The sequence below is a fragment of the Actinomadura sp. NTSP31 genome (genome assembly GCF_041951385.1).
Lineage (GTDB): Bacteria > Actinomycetota > Actinomycetes > Streptosporangiales > Streptosporangiaceae > Spirillospora > Spirillospora napierensis.
In genome coordinates, this window is the sequence record NZ_JBGNUT010000031.1 from 67,721 (window position 1) to 93,592 (window position 25,872).

Genomic DNA, 25,872 nt, shown 5'->3' on the forward strand with positions numbered 1-25,872 from the left:
TATGCTAATTATGCTGTTGACGAATAACTAGTGGTCGCTGATGCTGGTCCCAAGTCGAAACGCGACAGTTCTCGTGGGGAGCAGGCAATGAGCCGGCAGCAGCGTGAAGCGCTTGACCAGATGATGCGGAACGGCCCGCTCGACATCGCCGGGGACCCTGCCGAGCAGCGTGCGGTCTTCGAGCGCATGCTGACAGCCCGGCCGCTCGCCGACGACGTCACCGCGACGCCCGGCGTGCTCGGCGGCGTCCCGGTCCTCACGATCGAGGCCGGCGGCGCGAGCACCGAGACCGTTCTGCTGTGGTTCCACGGCGGCTGGTACGCGATGGGCTCCCCCCGGACGTCCGCCGGACTGTCCAGCGAGGTGGCCCGGCGCACCGGTGCCCGCGTCGTGTCCGTCGACTACCGCCTCGCCCCCGAGCATCCCTACCCGGCCGCCCTGCAGGACGCCCGGTCGGCGTACCAGGCCCTGCTCGACGGCGGCACCGACCCGCGGTCGGTCGTCTTCGTCGGAGAGTCGGCCGGCGGCGGGCTCGCCGCCGCGACCCTGGCCGGACTGCACGCGGACGGGCTGCCGCAGCCGGCCTGCGCGGTCCTGTTCTCGCCGTGGACCGACCTGACCCTGCGCGGCGCGAGCATGACCTCCAAGGCGGGGATCGACCCGTCGTTCGCCCCCGAGAAAGTGCGCGTGCGGGCGGCGGACTACCTCGGCGCCGCCGGCGCCGCCGCCGACCCGTCGGTCAGCCCCCTCTTCGCCGACCTCACGGGCTTGCCGCCGCTGCTGATCCAGGCCGGGTCGCACGAGATCCTCCTCGACGACTCCACGCGCCTGGCCGCGCGAGCCGCCGCCGCCGACGTCGCGGTGACGCTCGATGTGACTCCGGGAGTGCCGCACCTCTTCCAGTCGTTCTCCGCGATGCTCGACGAGGGCGACGCCGCCCTGTCACGCGTCGCGGCCTTCCTCCACGCACACGTCGGCTCGCCCGTGTCCCGGGCCGCGGGACTGCAGGGATGAGCGACGTCCTGGACCTGCGCGGTGCCACGGTGATCGTCACCGGCGCCTCCTCGGGCATCGGTGCCGCCACCGCCCGTGCCCTGCATGCCGTCGGCGCCCACCCGGTGCTGGCGGCGCGCAGGGCCGGGCGGCTGACATGGGAACGCTCCAGCCACGCCGAGCTGGTCGTCGTCCCCGCCGACCAGGTCACCGCCAAGCCGCCCGCGCTGCGCTGGGAGGTCGCCGGCGGCCTGTACGTGGCCGGCTGCACCGCCTTCGCCGCCGTCCGCGCCGTCGGCGCCGGGCCCGGTGACACGATCGCCGTGAGCGCCGCCGCCGGCGGCGTCGGCAGCATCGCCGTCCAGCTCCTGCGCCTGCGCGGGGCCCGCGTCATCGCCATCGCCTCCGGCCGGAATGCCGACTGGCTGCAAGCCCGGGGCGCGACGGTCGTCGACTACGGCGACGGCCTGGAAGAACGCGTCCGCGCCGCGGCACCGAACGGCGTCACCGCCTTCATCGACCTGTACGGCCCCGAGTACGTCCACCTCGCCGTCAGGCTCGGCATCCCCCGGGACCGCATCAACACCGTCATCGCCTTCGGCGCCGCAAGCGAGCTGGGAACCAAGGCCGAGGGCAGCGCAGCCGGGACCTCCACCGCCGTCCTCGCCGAGCTCGCCGCGCTCGCAGCCGACGGGCGCATCCAGGTACCGATCGCGGCGACCTACCCGCTCGACAAGGTCCAGGACGCCTTCGCGAGACTCGAGCAGCGCCACACCTTCGGCAAAATCGTGCTCATCCCGTGAACCCGACCGCACTGCTCGCTTCGGCCTCGCATCAAGTGAATGGGGAGGGCGATGCCAGGGTCACGACGTCAGGATTCTTCCCGCTTCCAAGCGTCGCCCGCCTTCAACGAGCTCGCCCGCGCGCTGCTGCTCGTCGACCGCTCGCTGACCGGCCCGGAGATGGCCGACTGGGGCCTTGCCCTCTCCAGCGTCCCGCCGACGGAACTGGCGGAGGCGGCCCGGCTCACCGATGCGCTGGGCAACCGCTCCCACACCGTCACAGCGATCATCAAGCGGCTCCTGGACCCCGCTCCGGATGTGCCCCTGGACGAGGGGCCGCGCTTGGAGCGCGAACTGTTCACCCGCTTCCACGAAGAGGTCGCGGACGCCGACGAGGACTACCGCGCGTACGCGGAGAAGCGCCGCCCGGTCTGGAACAGCCGATGACGCGGACGTAGGACGAGCCCCGTTCCGATCCTCCTCGCGGGCCGAGGGGCACGCGGTGAAGGATGAAGGCGCGGCAGGCTGGCCCCTCGGGGCGGCGTCGCCCTCATTGTCGTGGACCGCTGCCCTTCTCTCGGACAGGAGAGCCAAGGTGCTGTTGGGGGCCCGGCCTGGGACGCCTCGGTCGCTCAGACTTCGATGTGCTCTTCGGCGGGTGCGGGGTTGTGGGCCTGTGGGTCGGGGCTGCCCGGCAGCAGGAGGCAGAGCGGAACAGCCGCAGCGGTGAAGGCGGCGGACCACCAGAAGGCGTCGCCGAATCCTGAAGCCAGGGCGGCGGGGGTGCGGGCATCGGCCGAGGCGCGCTGGAGGATCATGACGAGGACCGCGACGCCCATGGAGGCGCCGACCTGCTGGGCGACTCGGCTGATGCCGGCGGCGGCGGGGATCTCCTGGCGCTCCAGCCCGACGAAGGCGGCGCCCATGATCGCGATCATGGCCCCGCCCAGTCCGACACCGCGCACGAACAGCACGGTCATGAGCGCGATGTCGCTGGTGGAGGCAGTGACGAAGCCGAATGGGACGGTGGCGGCGAAGGTGAGGGCGAAGGCGGCGATGGCGACGGGACGCGAGCCGAAACGGTCCATGTACCGGCCGGCCAGGGCGCGGGAGAGGAGGGCGCCCACGCCCGTCGGGATGAGCAGCAGTGCGGCGCCCAGGGCGGACTCGCCGCGGACCTGCTGCCAGTACAGCGGCAGCAGGAGCATGGTTCCGTACAGGGCCGCGCCGGTCAGGAACACCAGCGCCGTGGACGAGGCCAGGGCACGGTGGCGGAACAGCCGGATGTCGAGCAGGGCGTCCGGTCCGCGTCGCAGCGCCCACCAGACGTAGCCGACGAGCAGGGCCAGACCGCCGGTCAGGGGCAGCGCCACCTTGAGGCCGGTCGGGCCGCCTGATCCGGCGAGCTGTGTCAGCCCATAGATGACGGCGGCGATGCCGGGCGACAGCAGCAGCATGCCCACGGCGTCCAAGCGAGTGCGGGTACCGGGGCGGGGCCCGTCCGCGGGCAGGTCGCGCCGGGCGAGGTAGCCGCCGATGAGGCAGAAGGGCACGTTGAACAGGAAGATCCAGCGCCAGTCTCCCAAGTGCAGGATGGCCCCGCCGATGACCGGGCCGATGATCGGGCCCAGGGCGGTGGGCACGGTGATCAGGGACATGACCCCGCCGATGTTGCGGCCCTTGGCCGCCTGCATGACCAGCGTGAACATCAGCACCATCATGGTGCCGCCGCCGATGCCCTGGACCACCCGGAAGGTGATCAGGCTCTGGACGTTCCACGCTGCGGCGCACAGCAGCGACCCGATGAAGAACATGCCCAGGCCGGAGATCCACAGGCGTTTGCCGCCCAGGACCGATTGGGCCCACCCGACGGCCGGCATCGTGGCGGACAGGGCCAACAGGTAGGCGGTGGTCACCCACTGGGTGGTGGCGAGCGAGGCGTGCAGCTCGCCTGCGAGGCCGTCGATGGCGACGCTCATGATCGTGGTGTCGAAGATGACGGCGAGCGCGCCGACGATCAACGTGAAGGTCAGGCGTCGCAGGGCCGGGTCGATGCGGTCTGCGGCGGCCGGTGGTGGCTTGGTGTCGTCGGCGTTCATGAACGCCTCCCTAAGATATGAGGCTCTATCTTACGAGGGTCAGAGTAGGCCGCTAGAATTAGATAGGCAAGTCTATCTAGAGTGTTCCAGGGGGTTCCCATGGCCGAGCGACGCCGCGGAGCGGCACTGGAGAAGGCGCTGCTCGACGCGGCCTGGGCAGAGCTCACCGACCACGGCTACGCCAGGTTCACCATGGACGCCGTCGTCAAACGCGCGGGCACCAGCCCTCCGGTCCTCTACCGCCGCTGGCCCGACCGTGACGAGCTGGTCCGGGCGACCATCGCCCACACCCTGCGGGAGAACGTCCTCGACGTTCCCGACACCGGAAGCCTGCGGGAGGACGTGCTCACCCTCATGAGGGAGATCAGCGCCACCCGCCTCCAACTCGTCACCGTCATGAGCGTGAACCTGGCCAGCTACTACCAGGAGACCGGGACCAGCCCCGGCGACCTCTTCGACCCCTCCACGACAGGGCGCAAGGAAGCCGTCGACGTACTCTTCGACCGCGCCGTCGACCGCGGCGAGATCAAACCCGAACACCTCACCGAACGCATCAAGTCCCTCCCCTTCGACCTGCTGCGCCACGAATTCCTCACGACCTTCGCCCCCGTGCCCGACCACGTCCTCGAAGAGATCATCGACACGATCTTCCTCCCCTTGGTGTGCTGACCGCCGCGGCACCAGCCACAACCGGCAGGAGGGACACCCACCGTGGTCCGCCGCGCCGACCTCCCAGCCATTCCGGCGTCACCGGGTGAATGGCGATCGGCGCCGGTGAGCATCGCTGGACCTACGCCGCCGCCGACCCTGCGCGTGAGCTCACCCTCGACACAACCGCTCTGCCAGGAGTCTTTGGTGTTGTTCTACCGCGCTGCGCTGGATCTGTCGCCCGCTACCCGTACCGTTGCGGCCGGGACAGGGATGGCGCGGCGGTCGGGTTAGCTTGGGGTGGTTCTGTTCACCTCTTGGGTGAAGGCCAGGAGGTGTGCGGCGAAGGCGGCGGGGGCGCGGAGGTGCGGCTGCCCCGGCAGGTCCGGCAGGACGACGAGGCGGGCGTCGCGCGCCAGTGCGAGGGCGGCGGCGTCCTTGGCGGCGAGCCTGTCCCCTTCGGCGTTCAGCAGGAGGATTCGCGCCTCCACCGCGGCGAGCGCCTCGGACGGGTCGTACCGGAAAGCCGCCTGGTAGCCCCGGTCGTAGCGGTCCGCGACGCGCATCAGCTCGACGACGGCCAGGTGGAGGAGCTCGCCGGGGAGGTCGGGGCCCCAGTTGCGCCGGTAGCGTTCGACGGCCCAGGCGAACTGGGAGCCCCGGTCGTCCAGCGGCGCCTTGGGGGTCCAGCCGGCGATGAAGCGCGCCCGTTCTTCGGGGGTGAACAGCGGGACGCCGCTCAGCATCAGGCCCGCCGCAGGGAGGCGGGCGGCGGTCGCGAGCGCGAGGGAGGCGCCGCTGTGCACGCCGCCGAGCACCGGGCGTTCCATCCCGATCCCGGCCGCCGCCTCCGCCAGCACGCGACCGTAGTCGGGGATCTCGAATCCGGGTCCGGGCGGCGGGTCGGACGCGCCGTAGCCGGGGGTGTCGAAGGCGACGGCCCGGGCTCGCCTGCCCAGCAGCGGCAGGACCTGCTCGTAGACGCGGCAGGACAGCGGAGACTCGTGGAACAGGCCGATCCAGGGCCCCGACTCGCCGCTGATCCGGTAGTGGACCTGGCCCCATGCGGTGTCGACATAGCCGCCCTTGGTCATGGCCGGCTCAGTGGTCGCGGAGCAGGGAGCCGGCGCCGGACACCGTGTCGTCGATGCCGTTGTCGCGGAGCGCCATCCACCAGGTGGCGGCGTTGATGGCGATGACGGGCAGGTCCAGCCACCGTTCGGCCTCGTCCGCCGTGGTGACCATCGACAGGTTGGTGCCGCACTGGACCAGGGCGTCGACCTCGCCCTCGGCGAGGGTGCGCAACGCGGCGCGCAGCTCGGCCTCGGTGACGTGCGCGATCGACACGGCGGTCGGGCACTTCAGCCCGATGATCCGGTCGACCTCGAAGCCGATCTCGGTGAAGAACCGCCGGACGTTGGCGTCGCCGACCGGCTGGTAGGGGGTGACGACGCCGATGCGCCGCGCCCCGTACAGCTTCAGCGCCCGCTCGCACGCCTCGGCGCCGGTCGCGACCCGCAGCCCGGTGATGTCGTGGATCTGCTTGACGAACTGCTTGTTGCCCTCGACGCCGCCCCAGAACGTCTCGGCGGACATGCCCATCACCATGTAGTCGGGCTCGCAGGTCAGGACCCGCTCGCAGGCCGCGCCGATCTCGTCGCGGATCTGCTCCAGCAGCCGCTCCATGCCCGCGTCCCCGGCCATGTTCTGGTCGCGGATGTGGATGCGGGAGAAGTGGGACGTCACGCCGGGGACGCCCATCCGGTGGAAGTCCGGCTCGACGATGGTGTTGGTGGACGGCGCGATCACGCCGAACTTGCGCCGCCAGCCGAGTGCGTCCGTCATGCGGCGACTCCCTCCTTGCCCGGGGCCGTGGCGACGAGCCGCCAGGCGGCGAACGCGAAGGCCGCTTGGGCGAGCGTGTTGCAGGACTGCTCCGCCCATTGCAGGGCGATGGACTGCTCGGCCCGCGCCGCCATCGGGCCGAGCAGGTACTGTCCGGCCAGCCAGAGGCCGAAGAGCGTGGCCGCGAGCCGGTCGCCCGCGCGCGCGGCGGAGCGCAGGAGCAGGACGGCGGCGACGGTCACGGCGATGATCGTCCAGACCATCGCGGGCCAGGTGTCGCGCAGGGCCGCCGAGGCCGCGAGCGCCGCCGCGAGCGGGACGGCGAACGCGGCGGGGTGCGGCGGGCGGGCCGCTTCCCGCGACAGCGCGAACGCCAGCGCGGTGAAGCCGGCTGCCAGCAGCGGGAACAGGGCGCCGTGCAGCCCGGGCAGGTCGGGGCCGTCCACGGCGACGATCAGTTTCCAGGCGGCCTTGGCGAAGCCGCCCGCCACGATCAGCGCGGCGGCGGCGGGCACCAGCGGATGCCGGCGCCGCAGCAGCGCCACACCGAGCGCGGTAAGGGCCACCGGCACGAAGTCCTCGGCGGCGAGCGCGGGCGGGTAGTCGCTCATGAGGCACCGAACAGGTCGCGCTTGCGCACGGGGGCCAGCAGGAACCGGCCCATGATCTTGGGTGTGGTGAGCCAGGCGACGGTCCCGCCGTTCTTCGTCCCGGCCAGCACCCGGTCGGCCAGCCAGGGCGTCACGGTCTCCACCCGGTCGGCGAGGACGTTGAAGATCTTCTTGGCCTTCTCCAGCTCTTCGGGGGAGTAGCCGACGGTCAGCAGGTCGGTGACGACCATGCCGGGCGACAGGTGCGCGACCTTGACCGGGCCGTCCTTGAGCTCCTTGGCGAGGCCGGTGGTGAGGTAGTCGGTGCCGCGCTTGGTCGACCCGTAGGCGATCAGGCCGGGGACGGTGCGGCCGTCGCCGCCGAGCCCGGCCATGTTCCACACGGTGCCACCGCCCTGGGCGGTCATCCCGCGCACCGCGACGGCGCTGCCGTGCATCACGCCGAGCAGGTTGGCCGCCACCAGGGTTTCGAGCTGCCCGGGCGGGAGGTCGGCGAGCGGACGGCGCGTCGTGGAGACACCGGCGTTGTTGATCCAGTGGTCGACGCGTCCGAACGCCCCGGCCGCCGCGTCCCAGAGCGACTGCACCTGGTCACGGTCCGCCACGTCGCAGACGGCGCCGACCGCGCCGTCGCCGAGTCCGGCGAGCGCCTTGTCGACCGACTCCCGCGACCGGCCGCAGACGGCGACGCGGGCGCCGCGCGCCAGGAACTCCCGGGCGAGGCCGAGGCCGATGCCGCGGGTGCCGCCGGTGACGACCACCGCCGGCCCGGTCACGCGCCGGCCTCCCAGGTCAGCACGCCGTGCAGGACGCCGCGCAGGACGTTGCCCTTGAACAGCTCGTACACGACGGCGAGGGTCTCGCCGGCGCTCATCCCCGGCGACGTGTCGATCATGAACTCGCGGCCCTTGGCCTTCCACACGTCGGTGAAGTGCAGGACGGGGTAGTTCGCCCGGCCGAACGCCTGCGCGTTGCCCCAGGCGTCCGGCCCCTCGTAGAAGGAGCGGAACCCGTCGCGCCGGGCCACCACGGAGTAGCTCCGCTCGGCGGCACCGGTCCAGGTGACGTGCTGGCGGGTGCGCAGCAGGTCGATCGGCCGCAGCTCGATCGAGACGGTGACCTCGCCGGCCGGTTTCTGGTCGGCGCCCCACAGCTCGCACGTGCCGCTGTACGCGCCGCGCTGCTTGGTCGGGAGGATGTACGGGACGGGGCCGTTGCGGGTCTCGTCCGCGAGGAACCGGTCGACGGCGTCCCTGGTCCCGGCGTTGGTGTCGTAGTCGGTGCCGCGCTTGTAGACGCCGTTGAAGCAGCCGATCACCGCCCAGCCCTGGTACAGCGTGGACGAGTACACCTGCGTCTCACAGTCGGGCAGGACGTGGTTCCAGGTGTTGAGGTCGGCCTGCCAGCCCGGCCCGTAGTAGTGCGCGTCGACGAACCCGCCGTAGGGCTGCCCGGTGCCGTGGAAGTCCGGGCCGGTGTAGACGCGGTCGCCGTCGGAGTCGGTGACGCCGAACGCGAACGGCGCGCCGAGGCGGAACCGCCCGGCGAGCGGGCCGCCGCCCTCCAGGCCGCCGTCCATGTGGTAAGTGGTGACGCCGTCCTCGAAGACCGACGACCGGCGGATGTCCTCGTATCCGCGCCAGGTGCCGGTGGCGTCGAACAGCGACGGGCGGCCGTGCCATTCGCCCTCGATCCGGCTCTGCCACTCGCTGGGCTCAGGCATCGGCGCGCTCCCCTTCCGGCAGGTCGTTGGTCAGCAGTTCGGCGCGCAGTTCCTCGGCCTGCTCGTCGCCGAGCAGCCGGGCGACGTTCCCCCACACCGGGTCGACCTCCGGGCTGAACAGGGCGGCGCGGTTGCGGGCGTCGCGCGCGGCGAGGTCGGTGCCGGCGAGCGTGGCGCGGACGTCGTCCGGGACGCCCTTCACCAGCAGGTCGCGCCAGTGCTCGAAGTAGCGGTCGAGGTAGGTGCCCATGGCCGCGAAGTGCTCCTCGTCGGCCCTGTCGACGAGCATCCAGGGCGACATCATGGCGTGCTGGCGCGGGCCGATCGCGGCGGTGGACGGCCCGAACCGCTCCCGGACCTCCTCGTACACCGGCGTGAGCGGCTGGTACACCGCGTTGACGTACTCCAGATGCGCGCCCAGGTCGGCGCGCGGGACGAGGTCGATGTGGTAGGCGAGGTGGCCGCCGGCCTGCACCGAGTCGAGCGTGAAGTGCGGGACGGCCGAGTCCGCGCCGGTGAACGCGAAGATCATGTGGCTGTCCATGCCGATCTGCGCGACGGTCAGCCCGATGCGGACGACCTTGGCGATCCGCTCGCCGCGCAGCACCGTCAGCGCGCCGACCGGCTCCGGGGACATCGGGCCGGTGAGGTCCTTCTCAAGGACCGTCGTCAGCTTCTCGACGCCGGCCAGCGCCGCCAGCGTCCGGTCGCTCAGTGCCCTGGGCGGAGACACGCTCACTCGCTCTCTCCTTCGGTGGCGGTGGCCTCCCCGGCGGGCACCGGCTCGGCCGGGGGCGCCGGGGCGTCGACGGACGCCGGGTCGCCCGCGGGTGCCGGGTTGCTGCCGCGGGCGCGGTGCTGCCAGGCGCGGGCCAGCTCCGGGTTCTCCCGCCGGGCGGGGGAGGGGATCACGGTCGCGGTGCCGCGCGCGCCGTTGACCGGCAGTTGCGCCTCGTCGCCGACCCACCAGCCGGCGGCCATCAGCTGCCGGCGCCGCCGCCGGTAGGCGACCTGCAGCGAGTCGCTGCGCAGGTGCAGCTCGTCGGCCAGGTCGTAGGGCAGCAGCTCCGGCCGCTGGCTCTCCACGACCGGCTTGTCCTGCAGCAGGATGCTGAGGATCCGCTTGCGGGCGTCGCGGTCCGCCCACCGGCCGGTGAAGAAGTTCCGGTACCCGACGATCTTGACGAGGGTGCGGTTCCGGTCGATGGGGACGTTGTGGTCGTAGAGGATCATGTCCCCGAACGGCAGCCGGACGTGCAGCTTCACGATGTTGGGCAGGTACCAGCCGTTGGTGACCAGCACCTCCTCCGGCTTCTCCTTGTACAGCCGCTTCCACAGGCCCCTCGCGGGCGGCGGGCTGAGGCCGATGTCGGCGACCGCCGACCAGTCGTCCTGGACGATCTCGTAGTCGGGGATCTCCGGCCTGTCCGGGTTGCCGAACCGGGTGCCGTGCACGAACGGGGTGTGCGAGGCGTCCACGACGTTCTCGAACGTCCGCTCGTAGTTGGCCTCGATGACCATCTCGACGTACACGGTGGCGAAGGACGGGTCGTCGTGCTCGGGGAAGTGCGGGATGGGCGGGCGCTCGTCCTCCGGCAGGTCGCCGAGGAACGCCCAGATCAGCCCGTACTCCTCGCGGACGGGATAGGAGTCGACGCGGGCCTTCTTCGGGATGCCGCGCCCCGGCGGGTTCGCGGGGATCCTGCTGCACGCGCCGTCCGGCTCGTACTGCCATCCGTGGTACGGGCAGGCGATCCTGTCGCCGGTCAGCTTGCCCGCCGACAGCGCCGCGCCCCGGTGCACGCACAGGTCCGACAGGCACACCACCTCGCCGTCGCGCTTGCGGTACAGGACGAAGTCCTGGCCCAGGCAGGTCACCCGCCTCGGCGCCCGGGTGACCGCGTGCGCGAACTCGACCGCGTACCAGAAGTTCTTGAGCATGGTGGCTCCTATCGGCGCCGCAGGTCGATGAGCGCGGGGTCGGCGGACGGGATCACGTCGTCCCCGCGCACGTGGGCGCGCAGGAAGCCGACGGCCAGGTCCGTGAAGGCGCGGCGGGCCTCGGCGGGGTCGGTCTCGGGCTCCAGGTCGAGGAAGGCGCGGGCCGCGGTCGGGTCGACCGGGTCCGCGACGGCGAAGTGGTTGGCGCCGCGCACGACGGCGAGCAGGTCGCGCGGGTCGTGCAATGCCTCGGTGAAGGTGCGGCTGACGGGATCGGACGGGGCGTCCCGGCCGTAGCGGTCGGAGCTGCCCATGATGACGCCGTCCCGCGTGCCGACGCCGAGCAGCACCGGGCAGTGGACCTGCGCGGGCAGGACGGTGCCGGCGGGCCAGCCCAGCATCGTGGCGACCATGGTGTGCGTCCCGTAGGCGAAGCAGGCCCGGACGCCGGGGACGAACCGCGCCGACTGGAGTACCACGGTGCCGCCCGCCGAATGCCCGCCGAGCGCGACCCGGTCCAGGTCGATCGCCCCCTTGAGCAGGTCGATGCCGGTGAGCGCGTCGAGGACGGCGGGGATGGCGGGGCAGGTCGGCCGGGTGCCGTAGGCGTCGGGCCGCGCGGCGTCCAGATCGACGCCGGGGGTGAGGCCGTACCGGCCGCCGAACAGTTCCGCGACCCGGTCGAACGTCACGACGACGAAGCCGGCGGCGGCGATGGCGGCCGCCAGCGGCCGGTAGACCGCCTGCTCGACGTTCACGCCGGAGCAGAACACGACGACCGGGTACGGGGCGCCCGCCGGGTCGGGCGGGAACTCGCCGGACAGCCGCTCGGCGTCGGTGCCCGCCGCGCGGGCCGGGTAGTACACCTTCAGGTGCGCGGTGCCGAACGGCGCCTTCTCCGGCCCGCCGCCGGTGTCCGCCGACCACCACAGCGACCGGACGCCGGTGCCGTCGGACGCGCTCACGGGCGCGGCAGCTCTCGGTCGCCGCCCCACAGGGCGCGGACGAGGCGGTCGGTGGTCTCCTGCCCGAAGTAGCGGACGCCCATCACGTTCGCGGGGTCGCGTTCGGCGATGTTGCGGCGGGTCGCGAGGTCGGCGGCGGCGAGGGCGGGCCGGTCGGCCTCCGGCACGGGCCCGGCCGCGTCGACCCAGCCGAGCCAGCGGTCCACGTGCTCGGTCAGCAGCCGCTCGACCAGGTCGATGTTCTTGTCCGACCGGGGGAACGAATAGCAGTGCGCGGTGGGGGACAGGCTCGCTCTGATGAACCCCGCCCGGCTGGTGAACCACTCCAGTTCCGGGTTGTCCTCGCGCACGGCCAGCCAGTCGCTGTTGAGCGGTTCGTAGTACGCGTCGTAGTAGGCGCCGTCGGCCAGGAGGTTGGTGCGCGGCACGGAGTCGACGTAGAACCAGCCCTCGGGCCAGACCAGCAGCGCGACGCCGAGGTGCGGCACCCGGACGTGCGGGCCGAGCCAGACCGTCAGGTGCAGGTTGGCGAACCCGGCCGCCGGGTCGCCGAGCCAGGAGTGGACCATCCAGTCGACCTCGGGCCCGCTGTAGGCGGCCAGGCTCCCGCCGGGGCTCTCGGGCGGGTTCCCGTAGGACTCCAGGGCCTCGGTGGACGGGTCGCGTGCCAGGTCGAACCGCGCGTCGATCCTCGCCTTGAGCCCGGCGAGGATCGCCTTGTAACGGTGGAAGGTCTCGGTCACGTCGATGGCGGGGGATTCGTCCACCATCTGCTCGACGTGCCGCAGGCTCTCCTTCGGTTCGGGGGTTTCCTTCAACGGGGCGCTCCGCTCGGTGCGTCGTCGGCCAGCGCGGCGACCGCGTGCGCGGGACGCCCGCCGACCAGGTCGGTGTTCTTGGAGACGAGCCGGTTGACGGCCTGCGCGGGGTGGATCGCCGCGACGGCGACCGGTCCGGTGGCGCGGGCGACGAGGGGGTGGCTGATGCGGCCCTCGAACGGGCCCTCCCAGGGCGTCCAGAGGGTGAAGTCGGCGGGGAGCGCCAGGATCAGGCCGTCCTCCGGTCCGGAGGCGACGACGTTCAGCCGGTTCTCGGCGGCGCGTTCGGGCAGGCCGAGGGAGGTCTCCCAGTCCTGCGCGGGCGTGCACGGGACCGCGACGGCGTCGGCGTCGGCGATGGCGGCGAGCCGGAAGACCTCGGGGTAGAGGGAGTCGTCGCCGGTGACGAGCGCGAGCCGTCCCCAGGGGAGCGTGAAGACGTCGAGCCGCTCGCCGTACTCGGTCGCCCAGTCGGCATGCCGGGCGCTGGCGTGCAGTTGCGGTTGGCTTCCTGCCAGGCCGTCCGCGTTCACCAGGTAGGCGGCGTGCGCGGCGCCCGCCCGCACGCTGGTCACCGCATGGGCGGTGGTGCCGCGAAGCGCGGCGGCGAGTTCCCCGACGACGGCGCCGGCATCGGCGCCGGGACCGAACGCCAGCTCCGGCAGGACGATCAGCTCGGCTCCCGCCTGCGCCGCCCGCCCCACCAGATCGGGGGAGCGGACGACCGCCGCGTCCACCATCTCGTCGCCCGTTGGCGCGGTGCGGGGGCGGGGCGTCTCGGTGATCGGGGCGTACAGCCGGGGCCTGCGGGCCGCGAACGTGTCGGTGCCGTCGGGGCGGGTCTTGCGGTCGGCGAGCGACGGGTCGATGTCGGCGACGACGACGGCCTCGCCGGTGCGCGGTCCCTTCGCGACGACCGTCCCGTCGGGGGCGACGATCTGGCTCTCGCCCGCGCCGTCCAGCAGGTCCGGCGGGACGCCGAGGCGCTCGGCGATCGCGGGCAGCAGCGCGGCGGGCAGCAGCGGGCCGACCTTGTTGGCCGCCACCACCCAGACCCCGTTCTCCGCCGCGCGGACCGGGACGTGCAGGCCCGCCTCGTCGGTGGCGAACGAGTTCAAGCTGTTCAGCAGCACCTGCGCGCCGCGCACCGCCAGGTCGCGGGGGACGTCGCTGGTGACGCCCTCCATGCAGGCGTACATGCCGAGCCGGCCGTACGGGGTGGCGATGACGGGGCCGGCGGCGGTGCCGGGATCGAGGTGGTCGCCCTCCGCGCCCATCAGCGTGAGCTTGTCGGAGCGGCCGAGCAGCGTGCCGTCCGGGCCGTACAGCAGGCTGCTCACGGTCACCCGGCCGCCGTCGCCGGCGAGCGTCACGTTGGCCTTGACGTGGACGCCGTGCGCGGCGGCGCGGGCGGCGACGGCGGTGAGGAACGGGCCGCCGGGGGCGCAGGCGTGCCGCCGGGCGTCGTCGCGGTCGGTGTACCAGGACAGGCGGTTGCAGAACTCCGGCAGGACGACGAGGCCGGCGCCCTCGGCGGCCGCCCGGTCCACCATGCGCAGGCAGGTGGCGAGGTTGGCGGCGGTGTCGAGGCCCACCGCGAACTGGACGGCGGCCACCCGGACCGGACCCATCGGGCCTCCCGGTTCCTCTAGCGAAACGCTGTTTCCAAAACACTACAATCGGGGCGCGCCCTCCGCCAGATCCCGCGGGCGGAAACTTCCGGCCGCGGGACCCGGCGGGCGGTCCGCCGGACGCGGACGGCTCAGGAGGCTCCGGCCAGGGTCTGGATCAGGCCGGCGCCGAGCCTGCTCTGGTAGTACGAGCCGCCGGGCAGGTACGCGGCGGTCTGCGTGCCGCTGAAGGCGTCCTTCGCCCAGGCGACCGCGAACGTCTGCAGGGCCTCGACGTTCTTCGCCTGCGGCGTGCCGCAGGCGAGGGTCCCGACGGCGTCGGTGCTGGCGCCCTCGGCGTCGGTGTGCTCGCCGTCGGTCAGCCGGACGCCCGCGAACGGAGCGTGCGCGTCGGCCTGGACGGCGTCGGTCCCGCTGCCGCTGTTGTTGCAGGTGCCGTCGGGCCCGGAGATCGTGCGGACCATGCGGCCGGTGCCGTCGACCGCCTTCAGGCCGGTGTCGAGGTTGTTGCCGATGAACGACTTCACCGGGTCGAGCAGGACCAGGCCGCGCAGCCGCGCCCACGCCGCCGGGCCGTCGGCGCGGAGCCGTCCGGCCACGTAGCTGACGGCCTCGCCGCCGGCCGAGTGCCCGGAGAAGACCAGCGCGCCCGGCAGCGCGAGGTCGGACCGTCCGGCCTGCGCCTTCGCCCTGGCGAAGCTGCGGCCGAGCTTGTCCGCCGGGTCGGACATCTTGGCGAACAGGTCGGCGACGTTGCCGAGGAAGCCGGTGTTGTTGCCGAGGTTCTGCAGGGTGCAGCCGTACAGGTTCGCCGTGGGAAGGGTGGGGGCGAAGACGAGGTAGCCGGCCGCGGCGTACTTGGACGCCAGGTCCGCGACGTTGTCGTTGGAGCGGGCGAAGCCGTGCTGGAGCCACACCAGGCCCTGCGGGGCGCCGGCGGGGAAGTACCAGTCCGCGCTCTGGTTCAGGACCGTGAACGCGCAGCGGATCTCGACGGTGGTCTGGACGCGGGTGACGGCGGCGCGGGCGGGGGAGAGGGGGCCGAGGGCGGTCAGGGCGAGGGTGGCGGTGCTGGCCGCGGCGAGGGTCCGGACGGCGTGGACGGCGCGCATGCTGCCTCCGAGGGCAACCACTCTGTTTCTTCTAGAGAAACGGAGTTTCCAATATGGCCCCCCTATTAAGCGCGCCGGGAGACACGAAGGCAATGGGGCGGCGCCGCGATCGGGTAACGATGCGCGAGGCGGCGCCGCGGCCGTCACGCGGGATAGGCGCCCGCGCTCGTCCCGGCACCGCCCGCGCGGAACGCGGCGGGCGCGTGGACCGCGCAGGTCTGCACGTACTCCAGCAGGCCCTCGAAGCCGTACTCGCGGCCGTGCCCGCTGCGCTTCACCCCGCCGAACGGCGCGCGCAGCGCCATCCCGGTGCGGTTGTGGGTGTTGACGAACGTGAAGCCGGCGTCGAACCGGCGGGCGAACGCGAACGCGCGGTCCTCGTCGGCCGACCACACCGAGGCGCCGAGTCCGAGGTCTCCGGCGTTGGCGCGCGTCAGCGCCTCGTCCTCGTCGTCGTAGGCCAGCAGCGGCACGACGGGGCCGAACTGCTCCCCGGCGACCACCGGCGCGTCGTCGTCCACGTCCGTGACCAGGGCGGGCCGGACGAAGTACCCGCGCTCAAGGTCGATTCGCACGGCGCCCAACTCCGTGACGGTGCCGCCGCGCCGCGCCGAATCGGCGATCAGCTCCCGGACGCGGCCCGCGGCGGCGGCCGAGATGACCGGGCCGACCGTGGTCCCCCGGTGCAGGGGGTCGCCGAGCACCAGCGTCCGTTCCGCCGCCGCGAGATAGGCCTCGCGGACCTCGGCCAGCCGCGGCCTCGGCGCGTACAGGCGCTTGGCGGCCATGCAGACCTGACCGGCGGTCGCGAACGACGCCATGACGAGGCGGTCCATCGCCGCGCCGGTGAGGTCCGCGTCGTCCAGCAGCACGACCGGGTCGTTGCCGCCGAGTTCCATCAGCACCGGCGTGATCGCCTTGGCGGCGGCCGTCCCGATGGCGCGGCCCGCCTCGGCGCCGCCGGTGAACGCCACCCTGTGCACGCGGGGATGCCCGGCCAGCGCCCGTGCCGTCGCGGCACCGCCGTGCACGACCCGGACGAGCCCCGGCGGGAACGCCTCCAGCACGCGGCCGACCGCGAGCGGCGCGAGCGGCGACGGCTTGACCACGGCCGTGTTGCCCGCCGCGAGCGCGGGGCCCACCTTGAGCAGCGTGAGGATGACGGGCGCGTTCCACGGGGTGATGGCCGCGACCACGCCGTACGGGCGGTGCCGCAGGACGAGCCGTCCGGCGGCGTCGTCGGTCTCCCGGTCGGCGTACGCCGCCGGGGCGTGCTCGGCGGCCCAGCGCAGGTAGGCGGCGGCGAACCGGATCTCCCCGGCGCAGTCGGCGACCGGTTTGCCGGACTCACGGGCCAGCAGTTCGGGGACGCCCGGCATCGCGTCGACGGCGTCGGCGGCCCGCAGCAGCGCCGCGGCGCGGTCCTCGACCGGCACGCGGCACCAGTCGCGCTGCCGCGCCTCGGCGTCCCGGACGGCCCGGTCGACGTCCGCCGCGTCCGCCACCGGGACCCGGCCGACGATCTCCTCCGGCCGGGCCGGGTTCTCCCGCACGATCTCGCCCGCGGGCATCAGGCGACGTCCCGCAGCGAGGCGATCATCGACGTGCGCAGCAGATGCCGCCGCGCCTCGGCCGGATCGGCGGCCAGCCTCCGCAGCTCGTCGTGGTACCCGGCCGGATCGCGCATCCGCTCCCAGTTGCCGTGGCTCATCCGCTGCACGAACGACCGCGCCGTGTCGCGGCGCGCCGCCGCGACGGCGTCGAGCGCCGCCTCCGGGCCGCCGTCCAGGACGTCCGCGAGGGCGCCGCCCAGCAGGACGGCGTCGTGGATGCCGCTGTTCATTCCCATCCCGCCGAGCGGGTTGTTGACGTGCGCCGCGTCCCCGGCGAGCAGCACCCGCCCGGCGCGGAACGTCCCGGCGACGCGCTGGTGGACGCGGTACAGGCTGGCGTGCGCGACGTCCCACGGAGCGTCGGCGACCCCGCGCAGCCGTTCCGGAAGCCGCGTCAGCTCGCGGGCGTCGGGCGTGCCCTCCGGGGTCGGGAACAGGACGCGCCAATGGTCGGGGGTGCGCAGCAGCACCAGCCACTCGTCGGGGTCGAAGACGTAGTTCACCGCGGCGATGCCGGGCAGCAGGTCCTCGACGGCGGTCGTGGTCGAGGCGACCAGGAACCGCTCGGGGTAGGTCATGCCCGCGAACTCCACGCCGAGGGAGCGCCGCACCGCCGATCCGGCGCCGTCCGCGCCGACCAGCCAGGCGCCGCGGAACCGCTCGCCGCGCGCGGTCGTCACCTCTACACCGCTCCCGTGCGCCAGCACCGTCCGCACGGCCGCGCCGAACCGGACCTCGCCGCCCGCGTCCAGCACCTCGTCGCACAGGATCGGGGTGAGCTTGCTCTGCTCGCACTGGACGCGGAACGGGTACGGCGTGTCGCCGGAGAGCACCGACAGGTCCAGTTCGGCGATGACGCCGCCGCGCCGGTCCCGGTACTGGAAGGCGCGGGAGACGAGGCCGCGCTCCAGCAACCGGTCCAGCACGCCGAGCCCGTCCAGCATCTCCAGCGACGGCGGATGGAACGTGGACGCGCGCGACTCGGCGGCGAGCTCCGGCTCCGCCTCCAGCACGGTGACGGGGACGCCGCGGCGGGCCAGGGTGAGAGCGGCCGTGAGCCCGACCGGCCCCGCCCCGGCCACCAGCACCGGCGCCATCACGGTTTCCGGGAGTGCAGCGCGAAACCGTCCTCGACGCCGACGACCTGCGGGTTGGTGAAGAAGCGCAGCGTCTCGGCTGTGCCCTCCTCGCCCAGCCCCGACGCGCCCCAGGCCGGGCGGGGCGCGAACAGGTGCAGGCTCATCACGCTGGACCCGTTGACCTTCACCTCCCCGGCGCGGATGCGGCGCGCGACGGCGAGCGCCGCGTCCTCGTCAGTGCCGGTCACGTACCCTTCCAGCCCGTACGCGGTGCCGTTGGCCAGCGCCACGGCCTCGTCGAGCGTCCGGTAGGGGTGGACGGTCGCGACCGGCCCGAAGATCTCCTCGGTGGCGTCACCGGGAGCCACGCCCGTCACGAGCGCGGGGGCCAGGTAGTTGCCCTCGTCCGGCACTTTCGTCGTGGAGAGGATCCGGCCGCCGAGCGCGTCGCGCCGGGCGGCGACCAGGGCGCGGTGCCGCGAGTGGACCAGCGGCCCGAGGTCGGTGGCCTCGTCCAGCGGCGGTCCCGCGCGCAGCGCCGCGAGCCGCTCACCGATCGCGTCGAGGAGCGCGTCCTGGCGGCCCTCGGGCACGATGAGCCGGCCGAGCGCCCGGCACCATTGGCCGTTGAGCGTGGTGAGGAGGTCGACGGCGGCGCGCGCGGCCCGCCCGGTGTCGGCGTCCGGCATGACGACCAGGGGGTTGTTCCCGCCCAGCTCCAGCTGCACCGGCTTGATCCCGGCGGCGCAGGCGGCGGCGACGGACGCGCCGCCGACGGCCCCGCCGGTGAACGAGACCGCGCGGATCCGCGGGTCGGCGGCCAGCCGCGCACCGGTGCGGCCGTCGCCGTGGACGAGCTGGAAGACCCCGCCCGGCACGCCGCCGCCGGCCAGCACGTCCGCGACCACCTCGGCGAACCGCTGGCTCCCGTACGGGGCGTACTCGCTCGGCTTGAGGATCGCGGGGCAGCCCGCGGCGAGCGCGTTGGCCACCTTGTGCGCGGCCATCGGCGCGGGCGCGTTCCACGGGACGAGGCACAGGGCCGGGCCCCACGGCAGCCGCCGCACCTCGGCGGTGCGGCCGTCCTCGCGGGTGAGCGTCGCGTTCAACCCGCCGCGCAGCTGCTCGGCGGCCAGCCGGAACGACCCCGGCACGATCATCCCGAGCGGCGTCGTCTGGCGTATCGGGACGCCGGTGGCCGACGCCTCCAGGGCCGCGATCTCGCCCGTCACCGATTCGAGGGCGTCGGCGACCGCGTCCAGCAGGGCGGCGCGTTCGGCGGCGGGCCGCGCGGCCCAGCCGTGCGCCGCCTCCTCGGCCGCGGCCAGCGCCAGCTCGACCCGCTCGCCGCCGGTGACCCCGGCGGGGCCGGCCGGCCCGCCGGTGGCCGGGTCCTCCAGGGCGGGGCCGTCCCCGGGCGACGCGGCCCAGGTCCCGGCGACGAGGTCGCGGTGCGGCGGGCTCATTGCGGGACGCTCGCGAACAACTCGTTCTCCTTGCTCTCGGTCACCATCTGCGCGGCCTCGAGCCTGCCCCGCTCCGCCGGGAACGTCATCACCAGGCCCATGGCGAGATCGCGCAGCGCCCGCCCGATGACGCCGTCCATCGTGGCCGCCGAGGTGCCGCACGCCTTGAACGCGCCCAGCACGACCTGGAAGCACGCCTCGGCGATGTCGCCCTTGGCGATCCGCCACTGCGCGTAGACCTCGGGCTTGGGGCGCAGGGGCGGCTCGGAGGTCTCCAGCTCCAGCTGGCGGCGGATCCACAGGTAGGCCGTCTCCAGCCGCTCGGCCATGTCGCCGATGATCACCTGGTGCATCGGCGAGGACGCGATCGGCCGCCCGGAGTCGGCGAACGTCCGGCGGGTGAGCCGCTCGACGGCGAAGTCGTAGACGTTCTGCGCCGCGCCCAGGTAGCAGGCGGAGATCGCCAGCTGGTTGCCGACGAAGCTGCCCCGGCTCATCCGCAGCATCCGCACGAACGCGCCGGGCACCGTCAGCGCCTCGTCCGCCGGGACGAACACGTCGGTGAGCGTCACGCCGTGGTTGTTGGACGCCCGCATCCCGAGGCCGTTCCACGGCTGCCGGGAGGCGACGCCCGGAGCTTCGCGCGGCACCAGGAACAGCGCCAGGCCGTCGGCGTCGGAGGTGCCGTCGAGCCGCGCGGTCACCAGGTAGGTGTCGGCGACGCCGGTCGCGCAGCCGAACGACTTCACGCCGTTGAGCCGCCAGCCGCCGTCGGACGGAGTCGCGGTCGTGGCGATCGCGATGTTCGCGCTCGACGACTTCACCTCCTCGCTGGCGAAGTTGGCCATCCACGTCCCGGCGGCCATCCGGCTCAGCACCTTCTCGGCGAACGCCCGCACGGGCTTGACCTCGCCGTCGCCGCCGAACAGGCCGGCCTCGACCGCCTCCAGCGGCAGCAGGCCGCGCGAGGCGCTGGTGTTGTGGAAGAAGTACGACAGCGCCGTGGACGGGCAGGCGGTGCCCATCGCGTAGGTGGCGGCGGCCAGATCGCGCAGGCCGCCGCCGAGGCCGCCGTACTCGGCGGGCACCACCAGGCCGAGCAGCCCGGCCTCGCGCAGCAGCGCGACGTGCCCGGCCGGGAACGCGGCGTCGGCGTCGGCGGCCGCGGCCGCCTCGCGCAGCCGCGGCAGCACCGCCTCCACGCGCCCGGCGCGGTCCCGCTCGGCATCGGTCATCGTCTCGACGAGCCGTTCACCGGTCAGCGTCGTCGGCTGGGTCATCGGCTGGATCCCTTCAGCTGGTCAGGACGCGGTCCGGTAGGTGCGGCCGGGCAGGGGCGAACCCCAGACGGCCTCCAGGTCGGTGGCGGCGGCCACCAGGGCGGCCCGGTCGATCGGGGTGGCGATGTCGAGCCGGGCGGCCAGGAACAGCACGTCCTCCGCGCACAGGCCGCCGTCGATCCCGCCGAGCGTCACGTCGAAGCTGCGCACGCCGCTCTTCATCGCGGTCAGCGCGTTCGCCAGGCCGAGGCCGCAGGCCTCGCGCAGCCGCACCCGCACGGGCACCGGCCGGGCCAGCGCGACGGCCTCCTGCAGCACGTTGCGGACGACCAGCGGGGAGGCGGCCGCGGCGCCCTCGTCGAGCGCGATCTCGGTGCAGCCGGCGGTGCGCAGCCGGTCGACGGCGTCGAGCACCGCGGCCTGCCGGGCGGGATCGAAGACGTTGCCCACCCGGCCCGTAACGGGCAGCCCGCGCGCCCGGGCGGCGGCGATCAGCGGGAGCGCGTCCGGCCCGTCGGCGATCTCGGTCGTCACCGGGGAGCCGTGCGGGACCCGCGCCAGGGACGCGCCGTCCTCGACCAGCGCCGACCAGGGCGGCCCCGCCGGGCCGCCGGAGCCGGGGACGGGCGGGAGCGGCAGCCGGACCCGGACGCCCGCCGCGCGGACCGCGTCCAGCAGCCGCGCGGCGCCGGCCCTGGTGACGCGGGCGGGCGCGGTGCCGGAGACGGTGAGCCTGCGGTGCAGCGCGGCGGCGAGCCCCGTGTCGGCGATCGTCACCTCGTCGGGCAGCGGGTCGGCGAGCTGGCCCCAGGCGCGGGAGTGGAACAGCAGCGGCGCGGTGCGCCGGGGCGTCTCGGCGGCGAGCACCTCGCCCACGAAGATGGTGTGGTCGCCGCCGGGGTAGGCGTGCGCGACCTGGCAGTCGAGCCAGGCGAGCGCCTCCGCCAGCACCGGCGCGCCGGTGGGCGCGGCGGTCCAGGTGCCGCGCGCGAAGCGGTCGCCCGGCTCGCGGCCGGCGAACCGGTGCCCGATGGCCGCGTGGTCCTTGCCGAGGAAGCTGACCGCGAACACGCCGCTGCGCTCGACCAGCTCGTGCGTCCGGATGCCGCGGGCGAGGCAGACCAGGACGAGCGGCGGGTCGAGGCTGACGCTGCAGAACGAGCCCGCGGTCATGCCGTGCCAGCCGTCCTCGGCGGTCGTGGTGACCACCGCGACGCCCGTCGGCCACTGGCCGAGCACCGCCCGGAAGGTCTGTGCGTCGACCGCCACGGCATCGCGCCCTTCGTTTCGCTAAAGGAAACACTGTAACGCTCACGGTAACGACCGCCCGGAGCGGGTGTCAACGCCCCGGATCGGTGACGAGCGTTTCCGTAAGGGAAACGCGATGGCCTAGACTGCGGCTGAGCCCGGTCCGTCGGAAGGAACCGCCGTGTCGCGTCGTGCGACTCCCCAGAGCGACCCCGCCCCGCCCGCCGAGGACGGCGAGGGGCAGAGCCGGTCGATCGCCGCCGTGGAGCGCGCGATGGACGTCCTGCTGCTGTTCGGCCGCAGCGGCCGGCCCGACCTCGGGGTCACCGAGATCGCCACCGAGCTGGGCCTGACCAAGGCCGCCGTGCACCGGATCCTGACCGCGCTGCGCAGCCGCGACCTGATCAGCGTCGACGCGGTCACCCGCAGGTACGCCCTCGGGCACGCCGCGATCGCGCTCGGCCGGGCCTACCTGGCCCGGATGGACCTGCGCGCGCTGGCCGCCCCGGAGCTGCGCCGCCTCGCCCAGCAGCTCGGCGAGACCGCGACGCTGTCGATCCGCCGCGGGGACACCCGGCTGTACGTCGACCAGGTCGTCCCGCCGCACGAGCTGCGGGTGGAGGTCAGCCTCGGCATCCCGTACCCGCTGCACGCCGGCAGCTCGTCCAAGGCGATCCTGGCCTTCCTCGACGAGGCCGAGGTCGACGGGCTGGTCGGCCGGCACGGGCTGGAGGCGCTGACCGAGCGGACGATCGTGGACGAGGCGCGGCTGCGCAAGGAGCTGGCGGCGATCCGCAAGCGCGGCTACGCCACCTCGCAGGGCGAGCGGCAGGAGGGGACCGCCTCGATCGCCGCGCCGGTCTTCGACCACGACGGCCGGGTGATCGCGGCGCTGAGCGTGGCCGGTCCGCTGTCGCGGTTCAAGCCGCGGATGGCCGAGCTGGCGCCGCCGCTGGTGGAGGCCGCCGCGCGCCTGTCCGGGGCGCTCGGCCACAGCGGATGATCTGGCCGGAGCGGGTGGTGCCGGGTCCACGGGTCACAGGTCGGCGCCGGGCTTGAGCACGCCCAGTGCCGCGGCGCCCAGCACGGCCGCCCAGATGCCGAAGACGTAGGGCAGGCAGCCGTCCACCGAGCGCCTGAGCACGCGTTCGATCTCCGGCGTGGAGCCGCCGTTCATCAATGCGCCGAACGCGGGCCCGAAGGGGCGCAGCGTGAGGCGGATGCCGAGCCCGCAGGCGATGGCGGCCGTGTAGAGCGCCAGCTTGCCGCCCAGCCAGCGCGGCTCGGTGGTGACGCCGAACGGCCGGTCGGCGAGCAGGGTGTAGGCGGCCACGGCGGCGAGCGCGGCGATCAGGCCGAGCCGGACCGCCCAGTCGGCGCGCCGCACCCAGGGGAAGCGCCCGTGCGTGCGGTGGTCGGCGACGGTGGCCGCGAGCCAGGCCAGCGCGAACGCCCACACGAGCGCGACCCGCCACCAGCTGAAGGCGGGCGCGCCGAACAGCTCGGCGCCGTGCGGGTCCAGCGCCATGAGCGTCACCCCGCTCGGCAGGAACAGCACCAGGCAGATCTTCGGGCCGAGGTCGAGGCCGCTCATCACGCCGAGCGCGGTGGCGCGCGCGGCCGGGGTCAGGTCCGCCTTGAGGACGTACCGGCTGGAGTAGAAGACCCCGAGGTCGCCGCCCAGCCAGAAGACGAAGAGCACCAGGTGGAGCAGGATCCACCAGCCGTGCGCGTGCGGCCCCACGACCGCCTCCTCTGCTCGGAAGTCCGAATTTGGAAACACTGTTCCGGTGTGGGAGACGGTAACACGGGGATCAGGTTCCGGCGGTGCGCGGCCGCCGTCCCGCCAGCTCGGCGAACACCACCAGCCGGTAGGCGGCGGAGAACTCCGGGTGGCAGGTGGTGAGCGTGAGCATCGCCTTGCGGGGGCGCGCCCCCGCGTGCTCCGGGACGGGCGCGGCGACGTCCGTGCGGCTCGGCCGCACCACGGTGCGGCTCGTCACCGTGTAGACGAACGTCGTGGTGGCGGTGTCGATGAGGATCTCGTCCCCGCGCGCCAGCTCGTCGTTGCGCCGGAACGGGGCGCCGTAGGTGGTGCGGTGACCGGCGATCGCCATGTTGCCGATCTCGCCGGGGCCCGCCGTGCCCGGGTAGTGCCCCGGCCCCTTGCGCAGGTCGGCCGTGCCGGTGCCCTGCACCACCGTGTACTCGTAGGACGACCCGAACTTCGGGATGCGCAGCAGCGCGTACGCCTGCCCGTCGGTGGGCGCGGCAGTGGCGCCGCTCTTCTCCCGGCGCGGTTCGTCCGCCGCGAGCCTGTGCACCCGCGCCGCGTTCCAGCGCCGTTCCAGCTCGTCGTGCAGGTCGCCCTGCTGCCGATGGGTGTACTCGCCGGTTCCCCAGTACAGGTAGGCGACGAACAGGCCGAGGACGAGGCCGGCCGTCATCGCCAGCTCGGCCAGGCTTCGCAGCACCGTGCGCATGGTCGGGAACGGTAACCCTTCGGTAGGGAAACGGCGATCCTCAGAGTGAAACGATTCTGTTGCCACCTGCGCCCGCCCCTTGACAGTGCCGCTCCGATGCGGTTTCGCTATGTCCACGTTGCGAAACTTAGTTTCCCTATGGGAAACGGATCGGCGCAGCGGTCGGCGGAAGGAGCAGCGACGCACGATGAGACGCACACGCACGGCCCTGCGCGGAGCGGCCGCGGTCGTCACCGCGGCGGGCGCCGTCTCGGTGCCGGTGGCCGCGGCGGGCACCGCGCACGCCGCCGCGGGACGGGTCCCCTACCGGTGCACGATCTTCAGCACGGTGTTCGACTACGACGCGACCGTGACCGTCACCGCACCGGCCTCGGCGAAGGCCGGTGACACGGTCACCGTCAAGGCCGACTTCTCCGACCTGCCCGGAGTCGCGCCGCTGCCGATCGCCTCGTGGACCACCTCCGGGACGCTCGCCGTCTCCGGGGCGCAGTCCGGGACGGTGCCGGTCAAGGCGCCGAAGCGCACCGGGCCGGTGCCCGCGCACGGCGCGGTCCCGATCGGCGAGGTCACCGGGCAGTTCACCCTGACCGGCACCGGCGAAGTGGACCTCGCCCCCGGCGGCCTGACGATCGTCGCCGACGCCGGCGCGCAGGCCACCATCACCTGCACGCCCGAGCAGACCCCCGCGACCCTCGCGACGATCAGCGTCGGCGAGGGCGGGCCGGGAGCCTCCGTCAGCCCGTCCACCGTCGTCCAGGGCGGAGCCGTCGGCGTCACCGGCTCCGGCTGGCAGCCCGGCGCCGCGGGCATCGCCCTGTGCGACGCCAACGGCGCCGCCTGCAAGGCCGGCGACCTCACCGGCGCGACCGCCTCGGTGGACGCCGCCGGGAAGCTCACCGCGTCGGCGACCGTCGCCGAGTCCGCCGCCGCCGGCGCCCGCACCATCGTGGTCACCCAGGGCACCGTGCGCAGGGCCGTGCCGCTGACCGTCACCGCGAAGACGCGGCCGCCCACCGGCCAGTGCTCCGGCGCGCCCGCGGACCGGTGCGGCGAGCAGAAGATCAACCTGACCGTCGACGGCGGCCCGCTGACCATGTCGCAGGAGCCGGGCGAGGTCGACCTCACCCCCGTCACCCTCAACGGATCCGACCAGACCGCCACCGGGTCGCTGAAGAAGGTGCAGGTCATCGACGCGCGCGGCGGCACCACGGGCTGGTCCCTCACCGGTACGCTCACCGACTTCAGTTCCGCGGCGGGCACGAAGATCCCGGCCGGGAACCTCACCTGGACACCGGCCTGCACCGCCGCGTCCGGCTCCGGCACCGTGACCCCCGGCAGCGCCGGGCCGCTCGACACCACCACCGCGGCGACGCTGTGCGGCGCGCCCGACGGGGCCGGGCGGATCGTCGGCGGCACGTTCGGCGCCGGGGCCGGCGTCAGCCTCAAGGTCCCCGCCGCGACCGGCGCCGGCCGCTACACCGCCGTCCTCACCCTGACGCTGTCCTGACCGTCCCGGACCCCGCGGCCGGGCGCCC

25 protein-coding genes are annotated in these 25,872 nt (G+C 73.9%); 6 read left to right on the forward strand and 19 right to left on the reverse strand.

The window, feature by feature from the left end; genetic code table 11:
* Window positions 1–87 precede the first annotated feature (87 nt).
* The 3 genes from ACA514_RS38045 to ACA514_RS38055 are packed head-to-tail and all read left to right on the forward strand — an operon-like array spanning window position 88 to window position 2,222.
* A complete protein-coding gene (locus tag ACA514_RS38045; RefSeq protein ID WP_375046138.1) occupies window positions 88–1,014 on the forward strand; it encodes an alpha/beta hydrolase in 927 nt (308 codons plus the stop codon).
* Complete coding sequence (locus tag ACA514_RS38050) at window positions 1,011–1,796, forward strand: SDR family NAD(P)-dependent oxidoreductase (RefSeq protein WP_375046139.1); 786 nt, start codon at window positions 1,011–1,013, stop codon at window positions 1,794–1,796. Before ACA514_RS38045 ends, ACA514_RS38050 begins: the two co-directional genes overlap by 4 nt.
* Before the next feature lie 51 nt (window positions 1,797–1,847).
* Window positions 1,848–2,222 (forward strand): enoyl-CoA hydratase/isomerase family protein, encoded by a 375-nt coding sequence (locus ACA514_RS38055; RefSeq protein ID WP_375046140.1) that lies wholly within the window; start codon window positions 1,848–1,850, stop codon window positions 2,220–2,222.
* Between the two features lie 185 nt (window positions 2,223–2,407).
* Here the strand turns inward: ACA514_RS38055 and ACA514_RS38060 are convergent, their stop codons facing one another.
* Complete coding sequence (locus tag ACA514_RS38060) at window positions 2,408–3,874, reverse strand: MDR family MFS transporter (RefSeq protein WP_375046141.1); 1,467 nt, start codon at window positions 3,872–3,874, stop codon at window positions 2,408–2,410.
* Between the two features lie 99 nt (window positions 3,875–3,973).
* Here ACA514_RS38060 and ACA514_RS38065 point away from each other — a divergent pair, with 99 nt between their 5' ends.
* Window positions 3,974–4,543 (forward strand): TetR/AcrR family transcriptional regulator, encoded by a 570-nt coding sequence (locus ACA514_RS38065; protein WP_375046142.1) that lies wholly within the window; start codon window positions 3,974–3,976, stop codon window positions 4,541–4,543.
* 269 nt (window positions 4,544–4,812) lie between these two features.
* Here the strand turns inward: ACA514_RS38065 and ACA514_RS38070 are convergent, their stop codons facing one another.
* The 16 genes from ACA514_RS38070 to ACA514_RS38145 all read right to left on the reverse strand — a co-directional run bounded on the left by ACA514_RS38070 (window position 4,813) and on the right by ACA514_RS38145 (window position 21,875).
* Window positions 4,813–5,616, reverse strand: a complete 804-nt coding sequence (locus ACA514_RS38070) for an alpha/beta fold hydrolase (protein WP_375046143.1) — start codon at window positions 5,614–5,616, stop codon at window positions 4,813–4,815.
* Window positions 5,617–5,623: 7 nt separating this feature from the next.
* Complete coding sequence (locus tag ACA514_RS38075; protein ID WP_375046144.1) at window positions 5,624–6,367, reverse strand: arylmalonate decarboxylase; 744 nt, start codon at window positions 6,365–6,367, stop codon at window positions 5,624–5,626.
* Window positions 6,364–6,978: a hypothetical protein gene (locus ACA514_RS38080; RefSeq protein WP_375046145.1), complete on the reverse strand. Its 615-nt coding sequence runs from the start codon at window positions 6,976–6,978 to the stop codon at window positions 6,364–6,366. Before ACA514_RS38080 ends, ACA514_RS38075 begins: the two co-directional genes overlap by 4 nt.
* Complete coding sequence (locus tag ACA514_RS38085) at window positions 6,975–7,754, reverse strand: SDR family oxidoreductase (protein ID WP_375046146.1); 780 nt, start codon at window positions 7,752–7,754, stop codon at window positions 6,975–6,977. Before ACA514_RS38085 ends, ACA514_RS38080 begins: the two co-directional genes overlap by 4 nt.
* Complete coding sequence (locus tag ACA514_RS38090) at window positions 7,751–8,701, reverse strand: hypothetical protein (RefSeq protein WP_375046147.1); 951 nt, start codon at window positions 8,699–8,701, stop codon at window positions 7,751–7,753. Before ACA514_RS38090 ends, ACA514_RS38085 begins: the two co-directional genes overlap by 4 nt.
* Window positions 8,694–9,440, reverse strand: coding sequence for a hypothetical protein (locus ACA514_RS38095; protein WP_375046148.1), 747 nt, complete (start codon window positions 9,438–9,440; stop codon window positions 8,694–8,696). Before ACA514_RS38095 ends, ACA514_RS38090 begins: the two co-directional genes overlap by 8 nt.
* A complete protein-coding gene (locus ACA514_RS38100; protein WP_375046149.1) occupies window positions 9,437–10,642 on the reverse strand; it encodes a Rieske 2Fe-2S domain-containing protein in 1,206 nt (401 codons plus the stop codon). Before ACA514_RS38100 ends, ACA514_RS38095 begins: the two co-directional genes overlap by 4 nt.
* 8 nt (window positions 10,643–10,650) lie before the next feature.
* Complete coding sequence (locus ACA514_RS38105; protein ID WP_375046150.1) at window positions 10,651–11,607, reverse strand: alpha/beta hydrolase family protein; 957 nt, start codon at window positions 11,605–11,607, stop codon at window positions 10,651–10,653.
* The gene (locus ACA514_RS38110; RefSeq protein WP_375046151.1) at window positions 11,604–12,425 is read right to left on the reverse strand and encodes an oxidoreductase; all 822 of its coding nucleotides are present in this window, start codon (window positions 12,423–12,425) and stop codon (window positions 11,604–11,606) included. The genes ACA514_RS38105 and ACA514_RS38110 overlap by 4 nt, the downstream gene beginning before the upstream one ends.
* Window positions 12,422–14,056 (reverse strand): nitrilase-related carbon-nitrogen hydrolase, encoded by a 1,635-nt coding sequence (locus ACA514_RS38115; protein ID WP_375046152.1) that lies wholly within the window; start codon window positions 14,054–14,056, stop codon window positions 12,422–12,424. Before ACA514_RS38115 ends, ACA514_RS38110 begins: the two co-directional genes overlap by 4 nt.
* A gap of 131 nt (window positions 14,057–14,187) precedes the next feature.
* Window positions 14,188–15,168 (reverse strand): hypothetical protein, encoded by a 981-nt coding sequence (locus tag ACA514_RS38120; protein ID WP_375046153.1) that lies wholly within the window; start codon window positions 15,166–15,168, stop codon window positions 14,188–14,190.
* A 143-nt stretch (window positions 15,169–15,311) separates the two neighbouring features.
* The gene (locus tag ACA514_RS38125) at window positions 15,312–16,739 is read right to left on the reverse strand and encodes an aldehyde dehydrogenase family protein (protein WP_375046154.1); all 1,428 of its coding nucleotides are present in this window, start codon (window positions 16,737–16,739) and stop codon (window positions 15,312–15,314) included.
* Complete coding sequence (locus ACA514_RS38130) at window positions 16,739–17,878, reverse strand: FAD-dependent oxidoreductase (protein WP_375046155.1); 1,140 nt, start codon at window positions 17,876–17,878, stop codon at window positions 16,739–16,741. Before ACA514_RS38130 ends, ACA514_RS38125 begins: the two co-directional genes overlap by 1 nt.
* On the reverse strand, window positions 17,878–19,326 hold the full coding sequence (locus ACA514_RS38135) for an aldehyde dehydrogenase family protein (RefSeq protein ID WP_375046156.1): 1,449 nt from the start codon (window positions 19,324–19,326) through the stop codon (window positions 17,878–17,880). Before ACA514_RS38135 ends, ACA514_RS38130 begins: the two co-directional genes overlap by 1 nt.
* Complete coding sequence (locus tag ACA514_RS38140) at window positions 19,323–20,606, reverse strand: acyl-CoA dehydrogenase family protein (RefSeq protein ID WP_375046157.1); 1,284 nt, start codon at window positions 20,604–20,606, stop codon at window positions 19,323–19,325. Before ACA514_RS38140 ends, ACA514_RS38135 begins: the two co-directional genes overlap by 4 nt.
* Window positions 20,607–20,627: 21 nt before the next feature.
* A complete protein-coding gene (locus tag ACA514_RS38145; RefSeq protein ID WP_375046158.1) occupies window positions 20,628–21,875 on the reverse strand; it encodes a flavin reductase in 1,248 nt (415 codons plus the stop codon).
* A 160-nt stretch (window positions 21,876–22,035) separates the two neighbouring features.
* On the opposite strand from ACA514_RS38145, the gene ACA514_RS38150 reads away from it, so the two are divergent.
* Window positions 22,036–22,857, forward strand: coding sequence for an IclR family transcriptional regulator (locus ACA514_RS38150; RefSeq protein WP_375046159.1), 822 nt, complete (start codon window positions 22,036–22,038; stop codon window positions 22,855–22,857).
* Window positions 22,858–22,890: 33 nt separating this feature from the next.
* Here the strand turns inward: ACA514_RS38150 and ACA514_RS38155 are convergent, their stop codons facing one another.
* On the reverse strand, window positions 22,891–23,598 hold the full coding sequence (locus ACA514_RS38155; protein WP_375046160.1) for a hypothetical protein: 708 nt from the start codon (window positions 23,596–23,598) through the stop codon (window positions 22,891–22,893).
* A gap of 70 nt (window positions 23,599–23,668) precedes the next feature.
* Window positions 23,669–24,337 carry a class E sortase gene (locus tag ACA514_RS38160; protein ID WP_375046161.1) on the reverse strand — a complete coding sequence of 223 codons (669 nt, stop codon included), beginning with the start codon at window positions 24,335–24,337 and terminating at the stop codon, window positions 23,669–23,671.
* Between the two features lie 187 nt (window positions 24,338–24,524).
* Here ACA514_RS38160 and ACA514_RS38165 point away from each other — a divergent pair, with 187 nt between their 5' ends.
* Entirely contained in the window at window positions 24,525–25,844 is a 1,320-nt protein-coding gene (locus ACA514_RS38165; protein WP_375046162.1) for a WxL domain-containing protein, read from the forward strand.
* The last annotated feature ends 28 nt before the right edge of the window (window positions 25,845–25,872 follow it).